This is a genomic window from Streptomyces sp. NPDC005931 (genome assembly GCF_042871235.1).
Taxonomy (GTDB): Bacteria; Actinomycetota; Actinomycetes; order Streptomycetales; family Streptomycetaceae; genus Streptomyces.
The window spans coordinates 368,903-384,712 of sequence record NZ_JBIAIG010000004.1; the positions used below are offsets into that span (position 1 = coordinate 368,903).

The 15,810-nt window shown below is 73.1% G+C and carries 13 protein-coding genes; 11 read left to right on the forward strand and 2 right to left on the reverse strand.

The features are described 5' to 3' along the window. Nucleotides 1-8 precede the first annotated feature (8 nt). From ACFYOV_RS12760 to ACFYOV_RS12800, 9 genes are all read left to right on the forward strand, one after another. A complete protein-coding gene (locus tag ACFYOV_RS12760) occupies nucleotides 9-863 on the forward strand; it encodes a bifunctional methylenetetrahydrofolate dehydrogenase/methenyltetrahydrofolate cyclohydrolase (RefSeq protein ID WP_389086362.1) in 855 nt (284 codons plus the stop codon). Then, on the forward strand, nucleotides 853-1,341 hold the full coding sequence (locus tag ACFYOV_RS12765) for a DUF3017 domain-containing protein (RefSeq protein ID WP_389086364.1): 489 nt from the start codon (nucleotides 853-855) through the stop codon (nucleotides 1,339-1,341). The genes ACFYOV_RS12760 and ACFYOV_RS12765 overlap by 11 nt, the downstream gene beginning before the upstream one ends. 573 nt (nucleotides 1,342-1,914) lie before the next feature. Further along, nucleotides 1,915-3,096 carry a DUF2690 domain-containing protein gene (locus ACFYOV_RS12770; protein WP_389086367.1) on the forward strand — a complete coding sequence of 394 codons (1,182 nt, stop codon included), beginning with the start codon at nucleotides 1,915-1,917 and terminating at the stop codon, nucleotides 3,094-3,096. Nucleotides 3,097-3,511: 415 nt separating this feature from the next. Continuing rightward, nucleotides 3,512-4,501, forward strand: a complete 990-nt coding sequence (locus ACFYOV_RS12775) for a malate dehydrogenase (RefSeq protein ID WP_389086369.1) — start codon at nucleotides 3,512-3,514, stop codon at nucleotides 4,499-4,501. Nucleotides 4,502-4,985: 484 nt separating this feature from the next. Continuing rightward, nucleotides 4,986-6,506, forward strand: a complete 1,521-nt coding sequence (locus ACFYOV_RS12780) for an aldehyde dehydrogenase family protein (RefSeq protein ID WP_389087078.1) — start codon at nucleotides 4,986-4,988, stop codon at nucleotides 6,504-6,506. Nucleotides 6,507-6,735: 229 nt separating this feature from the next. Further along, entirely contained in the window at nucleotides 6,736-8,268 is a 1,533-nt protein-coding gene (locus ACFYOV_RS12785; RefSeq protein WP_389086372.1) for a GMC family oxidoreductase, read from the forward strand. After that, nucleotides 8,265-9,521, forward strand: a complete 1,257-nt coding sequence (locus ACFYOV_RS12790; protein WP_389086374.1) for a glycine betaine/L-proline ABC transporter ATP-binding protein — start codon at nucleotides 8,265-8,267, stop codon at nucleotides 9,519-9,521. Before ACFYOV_RS12785 ends, ACFYOV_RS12790 begins: the two co-directional genes overlap by 4 nt. Further along, on the forward strand, nucleotides 9,521-11,470 hold the full coding sequence (locus tag ACFYOV_RS12795) for an ABC transporter permease (protein WP_389086377.1): 1,950 nt from the start codon (nucleotides 9,521-9,523) through the stop codon (nucleotides 11,468-11,470). The genes ACFYOV_RS12790 and ACFYOV_RS12795 overlap by 1 nt, the downstream gene beginning before the upstream one ends. Before the next feature lies 1 nt (nucleotide 11,471). After that, on the forward strand, nucleotides 11,472-12,419 hold the full coding sequence (locus ACFYOV_RS12800; RefSeq protein ID WP_389086379.1) for an ABC transporter substrate-binding protein: 948 nt from the start codon (nucleotides 11,472-11,474) through the stop codon (nucleotides 12,417-12,419). 9 nt (nucleotides 12,420-12,428) lie between these two features. Here the strand turns inward: ACFYOV_RS12800 and ACFYOV_RS12805 are convergent, their stop codons facing one another. Together ACFYOV_RS12805 and ACFYOV_RS12810 are read right to left on the reverse strand one after the other, a co-directional pair. Next, entirely contained in the window at nucleotides 12,429-13,154 is a 726-nt protein-coding gene (locus ACFYOV_RS12805; RefSeq protein ID WP_389086382.1) for an isocitrate lyase/phosphoenolpyruvate mutase family protein, read from the reverse strand. Nucleotides 13,155-13,245: 91 nt separating this feature from the next. Beyond that, nucleotides 13,246-13,764 (reverse strand): carboxymuconolactone decarboxylase family protein, encoded by a 519-nt coding sequence (locus ACFYOV_RS12810; protein ID WP_389086384.1) that lies wholly within the window; start codon nucleotides 13,762-13,764, stop codon nucleotides 13,246-13,248. Nucleotides 13,765-13,810: 46 nt separating this feature from the next. Here ACFYOV_RS12810 and ACFYOV_RS12815 point away from each other — a divergent pair, with 46 nt between their 5' ends. Both ACFYOV_RS12815 and ACFYOV_RS12820 read left to right on the forward strand, forming a co-directional pair. Continuing rightward, complete coding sequence (locus ACFYOV_RS12815) at nucleotides 13,811-15,232, forward strand: PLP-dependent aminotransferase family protein (RefSeq protein ID WP_389086387.1); 1,422 nt, start codon at nucleotides 13,811-13,813, stop codon at nucleotides 15,230-15,232. 196 nt (nucleotides 15,233-15,428) lie between these two features. Beyond that, nucleotides 15,429-15,788, forward strand: a complete 360-nt coding sequence (locus tag ACFYOV_RS12820; protein WP_389086389.1) for a hypothetical protein — start codon at nucleotides 15,429-15,431, stop codon at nucleotides 15,786-15,788. Nucleotides 15,789-15,810: the final 22 nt, after the last annotated feature.

Here is a 15,810-nt window from a genome sequence, read left to right on the forward strand (position 1 = left end):
ATGGGGCCATGACCGCCCAGATTCTCGATGGCAAGGCCACCGCAGCCGCGATCAAGTCCGACCTGACCGCCCGCGTGGCGGCGCTGAAGGAGAGGGGCGTCACGCCCGGCCTCGGCACGATCCTCGTCGGGGACGACCCCGGCAGCCAGAAGTACGTCGCCGGCAAGCACCGCGACTGCGCCCAGGTGGGCATCGCCTCGATCCAGCGGGAACTGCCCGCCACGGCCACCCAGGAGGAGATCGAGGCGGTGGTCCGGGAGTTGAACGAGGACCCCGCCTGCACCGGCTACATCGTGCAGCTGCCCCTGCCCAAGGGCATCGACGAGAACCGCATCCTCGAGCTGATGGACCCGGACAAGGACGCCGACGGCCTGCACCCGATGAACCTCGGCCGTCTCGTGCTGAACGAGCCGGCCCCGCTGCCCTGCACCCCGAACGGCGTCCTCACCCTGCTGCGCCGCTACGGCGTGGAGATCAAGGGCGCGGAGGTCGTGGTCGTCGGCCGCGGTGTGACCATCGGCCGCCCGATGCCGCTGCTGCTGACCCGCCGCAGCGAGAACGCCACCGTCACCCAGTGCCACACCGGCACCCGTGACCTCTCCGCCCATCTCAAGCGCGCCGACATCATCATCGCGGCGGCCGGCTCGGCGCACCTGATCCGCGCCGAGGATGTCAAGCCGGGCGCGGCCGTCCTCGACGTCGGCGTCTCCCGCAGCGCCGAGGGCAGGATCGTCGGCGACGTCCACCCGGACGTGGCCGAGGTGGCCGGCTGGATCTCCCCGAACCCGGGCGGTGTCGGACCGATGACCCGGGCGCAGCTGCTGGTCAACGTGGTCGAGGCGGCGGAGCGCAGTGTCGGCTGACGGCAACGCCCGGGACGCCGGGGAGCGGGCCGAGGAGATCACGGTCCGCGACCCCGTCAGCGCGCCCGACGCCGAGGGCAGACCGCGGCGCACCACGCGCCGGTTCCCGCTGTTCACCAGGGACACCGCCCGCCCCGAGGGCGGCGGCCGGGCGGCGCCCCGGGACGCCCCCGCGCCCGCCCGGCAGTGGCCGATCCTCGCCGTGCTGTGCACGGTCGGGTGCGGACTGCTGCTGACGGCGCTGGACGTGTTCCGGGTCGGGACGCTGCTGATCGGCGCGGCGCTGCTGGTCGGCGCGGCGCTGCGCTGGCTGGTGCCCGACGTGGGCATGCTCGCGGTGCGCTCCCGTTTCACGGACATCGTGACCTACGGGGTGCTGGGCACGGTGATCGTGCTGCTGGCGTTGATGATGCAGCCGAAGCCGCTGCTGGAGATCCCGTTCCTGAAGGACACGCTGCACTTCACGGTGAGCGGCTAGCCGCACCGGCCCGACGCGTACAGCGGCCCGTCCTCACCCCCGTGGAAGGACGGGCCGCCGCCGTGGAACAACCCTCCTGCACGGTGAACTCGCTGTTCAACGGCTGTCGGACCGCTGTGGCACGGAAGTGACCGTTCCGCTACGTGCTCCGGAAGCCCGGGCCACGGTCGGGGGATCCCCGCGCCGTGGGGTGAGCGGGACGCTCGGAATCCACGTATGTGTACGTGTGACGACCGGCCGCCGACGCATGGGCAGCGTATTGACGTGTTCGCGAAGGTGCCCGACGGGGCGGGGTGGCGGGGTCGGCGCGAACATGCCGGACCAATCGGGACGTTCCGTGCGCGTGTACCGGGTTCCGTTCGGTCGGGCGTGCTGCCGGTGGGACACTGGACCGCGAGCGAGCAGGCGTGCGACGGTGCATGCCCGCAGCCCTGACACTCCCGCGCGCCCCCACCCCGGGAACTGAGAGCCCGACTCGCGGCATCCCTGTGGGTAGCCGGATTCGGGACTCGACAAAGGGCACCATGCGCGAGGGAAATACCAGCACGAACCGGGGGGAAGAGGGGGGAAGCAATGCCTCGTTGGAAGGCCTTGCCGGATGAACTCGATCCGCAGATCAGAGAATTCACGAGCCAGCTCAGGCGGGTGGTGGACCGCAGCGGCCTGAGCGTCGCGTCGGTCTCCGACCGCACGGGCTACAGCAAGACGTCCTGGGAGCGGTACCTGAACGGCCGACTGCTCGCGCCCAAGGGCGCGATCGTGGCCCTGGCCGAGGTCACGGGGACGAATCCGGTCCATCTGACGACGATGTGGGAGCTCGCCGAACGCGCCTGGAGCCGCTCGGAGATGCGGCACGACATGACGATGGAGGCGATCCGGATCTCGCAGGCGCGTGCCGCGCTGAGCGAGCTCGCCGGACCGTCCGGAAGCGGCCGGAACCGCAAGGGCGGCGCCGCCACCAGGCCGGGCGTCGCCGGTCCGGCCGGTGTCGCGCCGACCGTACCGCCGCAGCCCACCGCCGGGGACGCCCGGGACGGCTCCGCACGCGAGGACGGCGGTCGGGGCGGCTCGTCCGGCACGAACTCCTGGGGAGTCTCCGACGGGTACGCCGCGTCCGCGCAGCCCGGCCGCCGGGGGCCCGGTGGGGCCGCGGGGGCGGCCGCACGGCGGCCCGAAGCGTCCGGGGCGCAGGGCGCGCCGTCCCGTGGGGCGGCGGGGCACGGCCGCTCGGACGGCCCGGGTGGACCCGGCCGTTCCGGCGGCGGGAAGCGGCGGGCGACGACGTTCCTCGCCGCGGCCGTGGGTGTGCTGGTGGTGGCCGCCGGCGCGTTCTACCTCATGGGGGGCGGCGACGACGCCCCGAAGGACGACGCGGTGAAGACCCCGTCGCCCACCGCCACCACCAACGCCAACCTCCCGGCCGGCGTGAAGTGCAGCGGCGACACCTGCACCGGCAAGGACGCGGAGAGCATGGGGTGCAGCGGTGACCTCGTCACCACGGCCAAGACCGCGACCGTCGGCGCCACCACGGTCGAGGTCCGCTACAGCGAGCTCTGCCGTGCGGCGTGGGGCCGCATCACCCAGGCGACGCAGGGCGACGCGGTCGAGATCACCTCGGGCGGGGCGAAGCAGAGCGACACCATCACCGACACGGGGGACACGGTCACGTACACCCCGATGGTCGCGGTGAAGGACGAGGCCCAGGCCAATGCCTGTGCGGTCCTCGCCTCCGGCGAGAAGGGCTGCACGGAGTGACCTGACGGCCGGCCGAGCCGGGCGGGGACACGGAGTCCTGCCCGGCGCACGGCGCCGAGGGGCGCCCCCGGACCGAGTCGTGGGGGTTTGGTGACGAGCGGCATGGGCGGGGAAAAGCCGGGCACGCGACAAGTACCCCCACGGGAGTCCGGCACGGTCGGTTCCCCCCGGCGGCCGCCCGCGTCCCCCCTCTCCCGGACGGGCGGCCGCCTCTTGTGTGCCGGCCGGTCACTCTGTGGGGCGGGCCACAGGGAGCCCGTCCGCCCACGGTCGCGGATGCGCGATAGCCTGACCGCTGGATCTCTCTTGACGCCAAGAGATCGATCATTCGTACCAGTGATCGATCATCGGCGGCGGGGATCCCGCACCCCGGGGCAGGGACGCCCCAACCGCCAGCTGTCATACGGAGAACGCCATGACCCGCACTCCCGTGAACGTCACCGTCACCGGCGCGGCCGGCCAGATCGGTTACGCCCTGCTCTTCCGCATCGCCTCCGGCCAGCTGCTCGGCGCGGACGTGCCGGTCAAGCTGCGCCTGCTGGAGATCACCCCCGCGCTGAAGGCGGCCGAGGGCACGGCCATGGAGCTGGACGACTGTGCGTTCCCGCTGCTCCAGGGCATCGACATCACCGACGACCCGAACGTCGCCTTCGACGGCGCCAACGTCGCCCTCCTCGTCGGCGCTCGCCCCCGTACCAAGGGCATGGAGCGCGGTGACCTCCTCGAGGCCAACGGCGGCATCTTCAAGCCCCAGGGCCAGGCGATCAACGCCCACGCCGCGGACGACATCCGCGTGCTGGTCGTCGGCAACCCGGCCAACACCAACGCGCTCATCGCCCAGGCCGCCGCACCGGACGTACCGGCCGAGCGGTTCACCGCCATGACCCGCCTGGACCACAACCGCGCGCTGACCCAGCTCGCGAAGAAGACCGGCGTCCCGGTCTCCGAGATCAAGAAGCTCACGATCTGGGGCAACCACTCCGCCACGCAGTACCCGGACGTCTTCCACGCCACCGTCGCCGGCAAGAACGCCGCCGAGGTCGTCAACGACGAGAAGTGGCTCGCCGAGGACTTCATCCCGACCGTCGCCAAGCGCGGCGCCGCGATCATCGAGGCCCGGGGCGCCTCCTCGGCCGCCTCCGCCGCCAACGCCGCGATCGACCACATCTACTCCTGGGTCAACGGCACCCCGGAGGGCGACTGGGTCTCCATGGGCATCCCGTCCGACGGCTCCTACGGCGTCCCGGAGGGCCTGATCTCCTCCTTCCCGGTGACCGTGAAGGACGGCAAGTACGAGATCGTCCAGGGCCTGGAGATCAACGAGTTCTCCCGCGCCCGCATCGACGCCTCCGTCAAGGAGCTCGAGGAGGAGCGCGAGGCGGTCCGCGGCCTCGGCCTCATCTGATCCCACCCGCTCTCGAGCCCCTCACGGGCTCCGGACCCCGCACCGGCCACCGCCCGGTGCGGGGCTTTTTCGTCTGCCGGCTCCGCCGCTTCCCGGACCGGTGGCCGGTGCTGAACGTGCCCGGAGTGGGCCCCGGGGCCCCATGCCCGCGCCGTCGCCCGCACCTCGGCGAGCACCGCGTGCGTGTCCCGCCGTGCGCTCCGAGGCCCGCCCGGGCATCCCCCGAGACCTCCTCGGGCGCACCACCTCCGCAACTCGTCCGACCGGTCTGTGTCCTCCTCGTTCCGGCCGGGCGCGCACTCCCGAGGGAGCCGGTCGGGCGGGGTGCTTCGGGGGAAAATGTCCGCATGTCCCGTGACGCGGCGCACTTTCGGTCCCGGATTCCGCATGCAAACGACTGCGAGGGGCAGGAGCACCCGGTCCCGTGGGCGGCGGTTGTGCGACCCACGGGTGGTGAACAGGAACGGAAGGCATGCAACCGATCATGGCGGACCACACGGACCTCAGGGCACGCGAGACCATCCACGCGGGAGGCGAGTGGCGAGCGGCCGTCTCCGGCGCCACGCGCGAGATCCTCGACCCCGCGGACGCCCTGCCGTTCGCCGTGGTCGCGGAGGGCGACGAGAAGGACACCGACCTCGCGGTGGCCGCCGCCCGGCGCGCCTTCGACGAGGGCCCGTGGCCGCGCACACCCGTCGCCGAGCGGGCCGCGCTGCTGCGCCGCGTCGCCGGACTCCTCGCGCGGGACCGGGAGGAGCTCGGCCTGTTGGAGAGCCGGGACGCGGGCAAGACCCTCGAGGAGGGCCGGATCGACATCGACTGTGTCGCCGACGCCTTCCGGTACTTCGCCGACCTCGTCGCCGGCGAGGCCCCGGGGCGGGTGGTCGACGCCGGGTCGCCCGACGTGCACAGCGTGGTCGTACACGAGCCGGTCGGCGTCTGCGCCCTCATCACACCCTGGAACTACCCTCTGCTCCAGGCCAGTTGGAAGATCGCCCCGGCCCTCGCCGCGGGCAACACCTTCGTGGTGAAGCCGAGTGAGATCACCCCCCTGACCACCGTGGCGCTCATCGAGCTGCTGGTCGAGGCGGGGCTCCCGGCGGGAGTCGCCAACCTCGTCACCGGGCCCGGCCACACCGTCGGCGCCCGGCTCGCCGAGCACCCGGACGTCGACCTGGTCTCCTTCACCGGCGGACTGGTCAGCGGCGTCAAGGTGGCCCGGGCCGCCGCGCCCACCGTCAAGAAGGTCGCCCTCGAACTCGGCGGCAAGAACCCCAACGTGGTCTTCGCCGACGCCTGCGCCACCGAGGAGGGCTTCGACACCGCCGTCGACCAGGCCCTGAACGCGGCCTTCATCCACAGCGGCCAGGTCTGCTCGGCGGGCTCGCGGCTCATCGTCGAGGAGCCGGTCCGCGAGCGCTTCGTCGCCGAACTGGCCCGCCGCGCCCGGAGGATCAGGCTCGGCCGTGGCACCGTGGACGGCGTCGAGTGCGGACCCCTGGTCTCCGCACAGCAGCGCGCCAAGGTCGAGGCGTACGTCGAGTCCGCGCTGTCCGAGGGCGCGGTGCTGCGCTCCGGCGGCAGGCGGCCCGAGCCGTCCGACGAGCGTCCCGAGGGCGGCTACTTCTACGAGCCGACCGTGCTCGACCACTGCCACCGCGAGATGCGCGTCGTGCGCGAGGAGGTCTTCGGCCCGGTCCTCACCGTCGAGACCTTCCGCACCGAGGAGGAGGCCGTCGCACTGGCCAACGACACCGAGTACGGGCTGGCCGGCGCCGTCTGGACCGCCGACGCGGGCCGTGCCAGGCGCGTGGCCGGCCGGCTGCGCCACGGCACCGTGTGGATCAACGACTTCCACCCCTACCTCCCGCAGGCGGAGTGGGGCGGCTTCGGCAGGAGCGGAGTGGGCCGCGAACTCGGCCCGGCCGGTCTGGCCGAGTACCGCGAGACCAAGCACGTGTACCAGAACCTCGCCCCGAAGCCGGTGCGCTGGTTCGCGGGCTGAGCCGCCACCACGGGCAGCAGGCCGGACGTCACTCCACCCCTCCCACGGCGGTCCCGTACGGGCCGATCCGACGCCCGCGCCCCGCTCCGTCCCGATCCGACGCCCTCGCGCCGTGCCGTCCCGGTCCACCGCCCGCGCGCCGTGCCGCCCCGAGGCATCGTCCGCCGGCCGTGCCGTCCTGAACCGCGACCCGTCCACCTGTCCGAATCACCGGAGGAGTACCACCCCCATGCCCGACCACACCCATGAATTCGACTACGTCGTCGTAGGCGGTGGAACGGCCGGTTCCGTCATCGCCTCCCGGCTGACGGAGAACCCGGACGTCACCGTCGCCGTCATCGAGGGCGGCCCCAGCGACGTGGGCCGCGACGACGTGCTGACCCTGCGCCGCTGGATGGGCCTGCTCGGCGGCGAACTGGACTACGACTACCCCACCACCGAACAGCAGCGCGGCAACTCCCACATCCGCCACAGCCGTGCCCGCGTCCTCGGCGGCTGCTCCTCGCACAACACCCTCATCGCGTTCAAGCCGCTGCCGTCCGACTGGGACGAGTGGGAGGCGGCCGGCGCCCAGGGCTGGGGCGCGGTGCAGATGGAGGCGTACTACGCCCGCCTGCTGAACAACATCGTCCCGGTCGACGAGAAGGACCGGAACGCCATCGCCCGCGACTTCGTCGACGCCGCCCGGGCCGCGCTCGGCGTGCCGCGCGTCGAGGGCTTCAACGAGAAGCCGTTCACCGAGGGCGTGGGCTTCTTCGACCTCGCCTACCACCCCGAGGACAACAAGCGTTCGTCGGCGTCGGTGGCCTACCTGCACCCGGTGATGGACGAGCGTCCCAACCTGACGCTCCTGCTGGAGACCTGGGCGTACCGGCTGGAGCTGAACGGCACCCGCGCCGAGGGCGTCCACGTCCGCACCAAGGACGGACGGGAACTGCTCGTCCGCGCCCGTGGCGAGGTGCTGCTGTGCGCCGGTGCCGTCGACTCGCCCCGCCTGCTGCTGCACTCCGGCATCGGCCCCCGCGAGGACCTCGAGGCGCTCGGCATACCCGTGGTGCACGACCTGCCCGGCGTCGGCGAGAACCTGCTCGACCACCCCGAGTCGGTGATCGTCTGGGAGACCCACGGACCCATCCCGGAGAACTCCGCGATGGACTCCGACGCCGGCCTGTTCGTGCGCCGCGACCCCGAACACGCGGGCCCCGACCTGATGTTCCACTTCTACCAGATCCCGTTCACGGACAATCCGGAGCGACTGGGCTACGAGCGGCCGGAGTTCGGCGTCTCGATGACCCCGAACATCCCCAAGCCCAGGAGCCGCGGCCGCCTCTACCTCACCAGCGCCGACCCGGACGTCAAACCCGCCCTGGACTTCCGCTACTTCACCGACGAGGACGACTACGACGGCCGTACCCTCGTCGACGGCATCAGGATCGCCCGGGAGATCGCGAGGACCGAGCCGCTGGCCGGCTGGCTCAAGCGCGAGGTGGCCCCCGGCCCCGGCATCACCGGCGACGAGGAACTCGGCGAGTACGCCCGTAAGGTCGCTCACACGGTCTACCATCCGGCCGGTACGTGCAGGATGGGTGCCGAGAACGATGAAATGGCCGTCGTCGACCCCGAGTTGCGGATCCGTGGCCTGCAGGGCATCAGGATCGCCGACGCGTCCGTCTTCCCCACCATGACCGCCGTCAACCCGATGATCGGGGTGCTGATGGTCGGTGAGCGGGCCGTCGACCTGATCGGAGGGGGTGCGCGATGACCACCACCACCGCCGACGGCGCTCCCACCACCCCCGTGTTCTCCGTCAAGGGCCTGTGGAAGGTCTTCGGCCCGAAGGCCGGCCGCGTCCCCGGCGACCCCGAACTCGCCGCCCTCGACCCGGCCGAGCTGCGCTCCCGCACCGGCTGCACGGCCGCCGTCCGGGACGTCGGCTTCGACGTCCGCAAGGGCGAGGTCTTCGTCGTCATGGGCCTGTCCGGCTCCGGCAAGTCCACCCTGGTGCGCTGTCTGACGCGGCTGATCGAGCCCACCGCGGGCGCCATCGCCATCGACGGCGAGGACGTCCGCGCGATGGACCGGGCCCGCTTGCGCGCACTGCGCCGGCACCGCGCCGCCATGGTGTTCCAGCACTTCGGCCTGCTGCCGCACCGCACCGTCCTCGACAACGTCGCCTACGGCCTGGAGATCCAGGGCATGGGCAGGGCCGAGCGCCGGGAGAGGGCCGCGGAGGTCGTCGCCAAGGTCGGCCTCGAGGGCATGGAACAGCGCAGGCCCGCCCAGCTGTCCGGCGGTCAGCGCCAGCGCGTCGGACTGGCCCGCGCGCTCGCCGTCGACCCGGAGGTCCTGCTGTTCGACGAGCCGTTCAGCGCGCTCGATCCGCTGATCCGGCGCGACATGCAGGAGGAGGTGGTCCGGCTGCACCGCGAGGAGGGGCGCACGATGGTCTTCATCACCCACGACCTGAGCGAGGCCCTGAAGCTCGGCGACCGGATCGCCCTGATGCGCGACGGGCGCGTGGTCCAGCTCGGCACGCCCGAGGAGATCGTGGGCTCGCCCGCCGACGACTACGTCCGCGCCTTCGTCCGGGACGTCCCGCGCGAGCAGGTCATGACCGTCCGCACCGCCATGCGTCCCGCCGCCTCGGCCGAGGAGGCCGGCCGCGGGCCGGCCGTGCGACCCGACGCGACGGTCTCGGAGGCCATCGAGGCGGTCGCCCGCGCGGGCGGCCCGGCCCGGGTCCTGGACGAGGGCCGCTGTGTGGGCGTCGTCGACTCCGAGGCACTGCTGTCGGTCGTGGCCGGCACGCGGAAGCCCGATCCCGACGCAGCGCTCGACGCAGCACCCGCCGCCGCGCCCGACGCCGCGCCGGACGAGACGCCCGTCGGGCGGCCGGAGCCCGCCGGGACGCTCATCGGACAGCAGCGGTCCGCCGGAACGCCCGTCGCGGCGGAGCCTCCCTCAGGAGAGACGGAGCCTCCCTCCGGAACGGAGCAACCCAAGGAGGCGGTCTGATGGCGACGATCACCACGACCGCCCCCCGCACCGCCCTGCCCGGCCTCCTCAGGCACCGCGCCGTGCGCAAACTCCTGCTGCTCGCCGTGGCCGCCGCGATCCTGGTGCCGTTCGCCGCCGCACGCTGGGCGAGCGGCAGCTGGCCCGAGGCGCTGACCGTCGACGTCTCCGGGCCGCTGGCGAGAACCAGCGACTGGATCATCGACCACCGGGACTCCCACCCCCTGTTCCTGTACTTCTTCGGCCACGTCAGCAACGTCGTCGTGATCGCCGTACGCGCCGTCTACCTCGCCCTCCTCGCCGTCGGCTGGGCCGGGGTGACCGCCGTCGCCGCGCTGGTCTCCTGGCGCGTCGCGGGACCGCGGCTCGCGCTGGGCACGGCCGTCGCGTTCCTCACCTGCGGGCTGCTCGGCATGTGGGTGCCGACCATGCAGACGCTCGCCCTGATGGTGGTCGCGGTCGCCGCGTCCGCCGTCGTCGGCGTGCTGCTCGGGCTCGCGGCGGGACTCTCCGACCGGATGGACCGCGCCCTGCGCCCGGTGCTGGACACCATGCAGGTGCTGCCCGCGTTCGCCTACCTCCTGCCGGTCGTCCTGGTCTTCGGCATCGGCGTGCCCGCGGCCGTCCTGGCCACCGTCGTCTACGCCGCCCCGCCCATGGCCCGGCTGACCTCGCTCGGTCTGCGCGGCGCGGACAAGGAGGTGCTGGAGGCGGTCGAGTCGCTCGGCGCCACCGCCCGCCAGCGGCTGCTGACCGCCCGCCTCCCGCTGGCGCGCAAGGAACTCCTCCTCGGCCTCAACCAGACGATCATGATGGCGCTGTCCATGGCGGTCATCGCCTCCGTGATCGGCGCCGGCGGTCTCGGTGACCGCGTCTACCAGGCACTGGCCTCGGTGGACGTGGGCGCCGCGCTCGCCGCCGGCATCCCGATCGTGCTGCTCGCCGTCGTCCTCGACCGGGTGACCGGCGCGGCGGGCGAACGCCTCGGCGAGACGCCCGCGCGCAACAGCCGCGTCCTGTGGCTGGGCGCCCTGGCCGCCGCCGCGGCCGTCGCGGTCGCCGGACGCCTCGTGGGCCGCCCGGAGTGGCCCGACGCCTGGGCCGTGGGCATCGCCGAGCCGGTCAACCGGGCCGTCGACTGGATCACCGCCCACCTGTACTCGGGCGTCCCGGTCGTCGGCGGTACCGCCGACTGGGCGGGACGGTTCACCACCTGGGTGCTCGACCCGCTCCGGGACGGGCTCCAGTGGCTGCCCTGGTGGTCGGTGCTGCTGATCGTCGCCGCGCTGGCCTGGCTGATCGGCACCTGGCGCACCGCGCTGACCGCCGTCCTCGCCATGGCCGCGATCGGTGTGCTCGGCGTGTGGAAGCCGTCCCTGGACACGCTGTCACAGGTCCTCGCGGCCGTCGCCGTCACCCTCCTCGTCGGCTTCGCGACCGGCATCGCCGCCGCCCGCAGCGACCGCTTCGAACGCCTGCTGCGGCCCGTCCTGGACGTGTTCCAGACGATGCCGCAGTTCGTGTACCTGATCCCGGTCGTCGCCCTGTTCGGTGTCGGCCGCGCCCCGGCCGTCGCCGCCGCGATCGTCTACGCGCTGCCGGCCGTCGTCCGCATCACCACCCAGGGCCTGCGCCAGGTCGACCCGGCCGCACTGGAGTCCGCCCGTTCGCTCGGCGCCACCGGCGTCCAGCAACTGCGCCAGGTCCAGCTCCCGCTGGCCCGCCGGGCGCTGCTCCTGGCCGTCAACCAGGGCGTGGTGCTGGTCCTCGCCGTCGTCATCATCGGCGGCCTGGTCGGCGGTGGCGCGCTCGGCTACGACGTCGTCTTCGGGCTCGCCCAGGGCGACCTGGCGACCGGTCTGGTGGCCGGTGCCGCGATCGTCTGTCTGGGCCTGATGCTCGACCGGGTGACCCAGCCCACCGAACGCCGCGCGACCAAGGGAGCGTGACATGCGACTTCGTACGACCGCCGTGGCGGGCTCCCTGGTGCTGCTCACCGGGTGCGGCGCCGCCGACATGACCCAGCAGGCATCGCCCTTCGCGAACGCCCGGGGGGCGAAGACCGTCACCCTGTCCGTCCAGTCCTGGGTGGGCGCGCAGGCCAACGTGGCCGTCGCCCGGCACCTGCTGGAGCGCGAGCTGGGCTACCGCGTCGACACCGTGCAGGTGGACGAGGTGCCCGCCTGGGACGCGCTCAGCCAGGGCCGCGTCGACGCCCTCCTGGAGGACTGGGGTCACCCCGAGCAGGAACAGCGGTACGTCAAGGACAAGAAGACCGTCGTGAACGGCGGCGACCTCGGCGTCACCGGCCACATCGGCTGGTACGTCCCCACGTACTTCGCCGAGCGGCACCCCGACGTCACCGACTGGAAGAACCTCGACAAGTACGCCGAGCGGTTCCGCACGCCGGAGAGCGGCGGCAAGGGCCAGCTGATGGACGGCTCGCCGTCCTACATCACCAACGACAAGGCGCTGGTGAAGAACCTGAAGCTGGACTACCAGGTGGTGTTCGCCGGCTCCGAGGCCGCTCAGATCACCCAGATCGAGCAGTTCGCCAAGGAGAAGAAGCCCTTCCTCACCTACTGGTACGAACCCCAGTGGCTGTTCGAGAAGGTCCCGATGACCGAGGTGAAGCTGCCGCCCTACGAGGAGGGCTGCGACGCCGACCCGGAGAAGGTCGCCTGCGCCTACCCCCACACACCGCTGCAGAAATACCTCAATGCGGACTTCGCCAGGAAGGGCGGCGCGGCGGCGGACTTCCTCGAGAGGTTCGAGTGGACCGGGAAGGACCAGAACGAGGTCTCCCTGATGATCGCCGAACAGAAGCTCTCACCGGAGGAGGCGGCGAAGAAGTGGGTGGACAGCCACGAGTCCACATGGCGGAAGTGGCTGCCCTGACCCTCGTCCTCACGCGCGGAGCCCGGCCGCGATCTCGCCCAGCGCCCGCGCGGCACGCCGCAGCAGGCCCGGTCCGAACGTGATCCGGGTGGCCCCTCGCTCGCCCAGCTCGGCGGGCGAGGGGCCCTCGTCACGGTCCAGCGGCGCGTACATGTTCAGCGGCCCCTCGATCCCGGACCGCAGCAGCGGCAGTACGGAGATCGGCGCGCCGATCGGATACACGCAGTCGGCGCCCGCCGCCACGTACAACGCGGCCCGCTCGACGGTCCGTCCGGGATCGGTCGCGCCGTGCAGGTAGGTGTCGATGCGGGCGTTGACGAAGAGCCGGTCGGCCGCGGCGGAGCGGATCTCGGCCAGCCGGTCGGCGTGCCGCCGCGGGTCCACCAGGACCCCGTCCACGGAGTCCTCGATGTTGCACCCCACGGCGCCCGCCTCCAGCAGCCGTTCGACCAGCTCCTTCGGCGCCAGCCCGTACCCGCCCTCGACGTCCGCCGACACCGGCACCCGCACGGCCCGGGTGATCCGCGCGACCGCGGCGAACATCTCCTCGGCCGGGGTGTGGCCGTCCTCGTGGCCGAGGGACGCAGCGATCCCGGCGCTGGGTGTCGCGAGCGCCGGGAACCCGGCCTCCTCGAACACCCGGGCGCTCACCGCGTCCCACGGCCCGGGCAGGAGCAGCGGGTCACCCGGCGCGCGGTGCCGGTGCAGTGCGCGGAAGAGATCCGCCTTGTCCATGGCCCGGTTCACCGCCCTGTGCCGTTCGGAGGAATGAGCCGGCCGACCGCCACGGAGGGGGCCCCGGCGCCGGGCGGTGCCGTACGTCCCGTCACCGGTGCTGTCCCGGCCGGTAGTGGCCGGGGGTGAGGCGGCAGGTCACGCCGAACCGGTTCCACGCGTTGATCACGGTGATCGCCGCGATCAACTGGGCCAGCTCCGCCTCCTCGAAGTGCTTCGCGGCCCTCTCGTACACCTCGTCGGCGACGAACCCGTCCGTCAGGACCGTCACGGCCTCCGTCAGCTCCAGTGCCGCGAGCTCCTTCTCGGTGTAGAAGTGCCGCGACTCCTCCCAGGCGGAGAGCTGGACGATCCGCTCGACGCTCTCGCCCGCGGCGAGCGCGTCCTTGGTGTGCATGTCGATGCAGAAGGCGCAGCGGTTGATCTGCGAGGCCCGGATCTTCACCAGCTCGCACAGCACCGGGTCCAGTCCCCGCCGGGCCGCCGCGTCGAGCCGGACCATCGCCTTGTAGACGTCCGGGGCGAGCGCGGCCCAGTCCAGGCGCCGGGTGGGCTCGGCGGCGTACCCCACGGCCGGCTCCGTCTTCGTCACGTCGTGTGTCGTCGTCATGCCTCGACCCTAGGAGCGAGGCAGCCCGGGAGTATGGTCCATTTCCATGGCGAAACCATGGGCCACTTTCGGCGTCGACCTCCACCTCGCCCCGACCGGTCCCGGCCTGCGCCGCGGCCTGACCGACGCCCTGCGCGAAGCCGTCCGCACCGGCCGGCTCGCCCCCGGCACCCTGCTTCCGTCCTCCCGCGCCCTCGCCGCCGACCTGGGCATCGCCCGCAACACCGTCGCCGACGCCTACGCCGACCTGGTCGCCGAGGGCTGGCTCACCGCACGGCAGGGCTCCGGCACCCGGGTCGCCGACCACGCGGTGCCCCGGCCGCCCGCCCGTGCGGCAGGCCCGCACCGCAGCCCGGGCCGGCTGCCCCACGACCTGATCCCCGGCACGCCCGACCTCGCCTCCTTCCCGCGCGCCGCATGGCTCAAGGCCACCCGCCGCGCCCTCAACAGCGCCCCCAACGAGGCCCTCGGCTACGGCGACCCGCGCGGCCGCCCCGAGCTGCGCACGGCACTGGCCGCCTACCTCGCGAGGGTCCGCGGCGTCCGGACCGACCCGGAACGCGTCGTCGTCTGCTCCGGATTCGCCGACGGCCTGCGCCTGCTCGCCGAGGTGCTGCACTCCCGCGGCGCCCGCACCCTGGCCGTGGAGCCCTACGGCCTGGACGTCCACCGGGACATCGTCGAACGTGCCGGTCTGCGCACCGCGCCCCTCCCGTACGACGACCTCGGCACCTCCCCACCGGGCGCCGGTCCCGCGTCACCGGGCGGCACCACCCGTGACGCGGACGACGCGCACGCCGTGCTCCTGAATCCTGCGCACCAGTTCCCGCTGGGCGGCGTCCTGCGGCCCGAGCGCCGGGCCGCCGTGGTCGACTGGGCCCGCCGCACCGGCGGACTGATCCTCGAGGACGACTACGACGGCGAGTTCCGCTACGACCGCCAGCCCGTCGGCGCGCTCCAGGACCTCGACCCCGACTACGTGGTCTACCTGGGCACCGCCAGCAAGTCCCTCGCCCCGGGGCTGCGCCTCGGCTGGATGGTGCTGCCCCCCTCGCTGCTCACCGATGTCGTGGACCAGGGCGGCGGCCGGTCCGTCGGCGTCCTGGAGCAGCTCACCCTCGCCGAGTTCCTTACTTCCGGCGCCTACGACCGTCACGTCCGGGCCGCCCGCCTGCGCTACCGGCGGCGCCGCGACGCCCTGGTCGAGGCCCTCGCGAGCCGGGCACCCGACGTCCGGGTCACCGGCATCGCGGCGGGACTGCACGCCGTCCTCCGACTCCCTCCCGGAACCGAGGAGTCGGTGGTCCGCGCGGCCGCCTGGCAGGGCCTCGCCCTGCACGGCCTGTCCCGCTTCCGCCACCCTCGCGCCGAGGTCCCGCCCCTGGACGCGCTGGTCGTCGGCTACGCGACCCCACCGGACCACGCCTGGACGGGCGCCCTGGAAGCCCTGTGCCGGGCGCTGCCCTGACGGCCGTCCCCGTCCCCGCCGGGCCACGCCAAGGGTGCACATCGGCCCAAGGGGCGCGAAAGGACACCCGAGCCGGGGCCGTGGGCGGGGGGCCGCCGCACATCGTCGCCCGCCGGTGCCTAGGCTGTCGGCCGCGAGCCCGCAGTCGGACGTCCGGCGGCAGGCGAGGACGGCACCACAAGGGGGAGCGACGAACATGGCGGAGACACGACGGCGACTGCGGTCCAGCACGGTGGTGCTCGGCAGCATGGGCGTCCTCGCGGCGGCCCTGACCTCCTGCGGCTCCGACCCGGACCGCCGCTGCGTGGACCGGGACAGCTACGACTACATCAACGGCTACAAGATCGTCGCCGACAGGAACTGCACGTCCTCCGGCACCTCCTCCGGGTCCTCCGGCAAGGGCCGCAAGACCGGCGCCACGAAGCGCGTCGCCGCCGACTGGTACTACGACGCCGACGTCAGCGGCGGCTACGCCGAGGACGGCACCTTCAGCCGCAGCGAGGCCGTCGACCGGGGCGGCTTCGGCTGCTCGGGCTCCGGCAGCGGCGGCGGCTGAGCGCCCCACCGACCGGAGGACC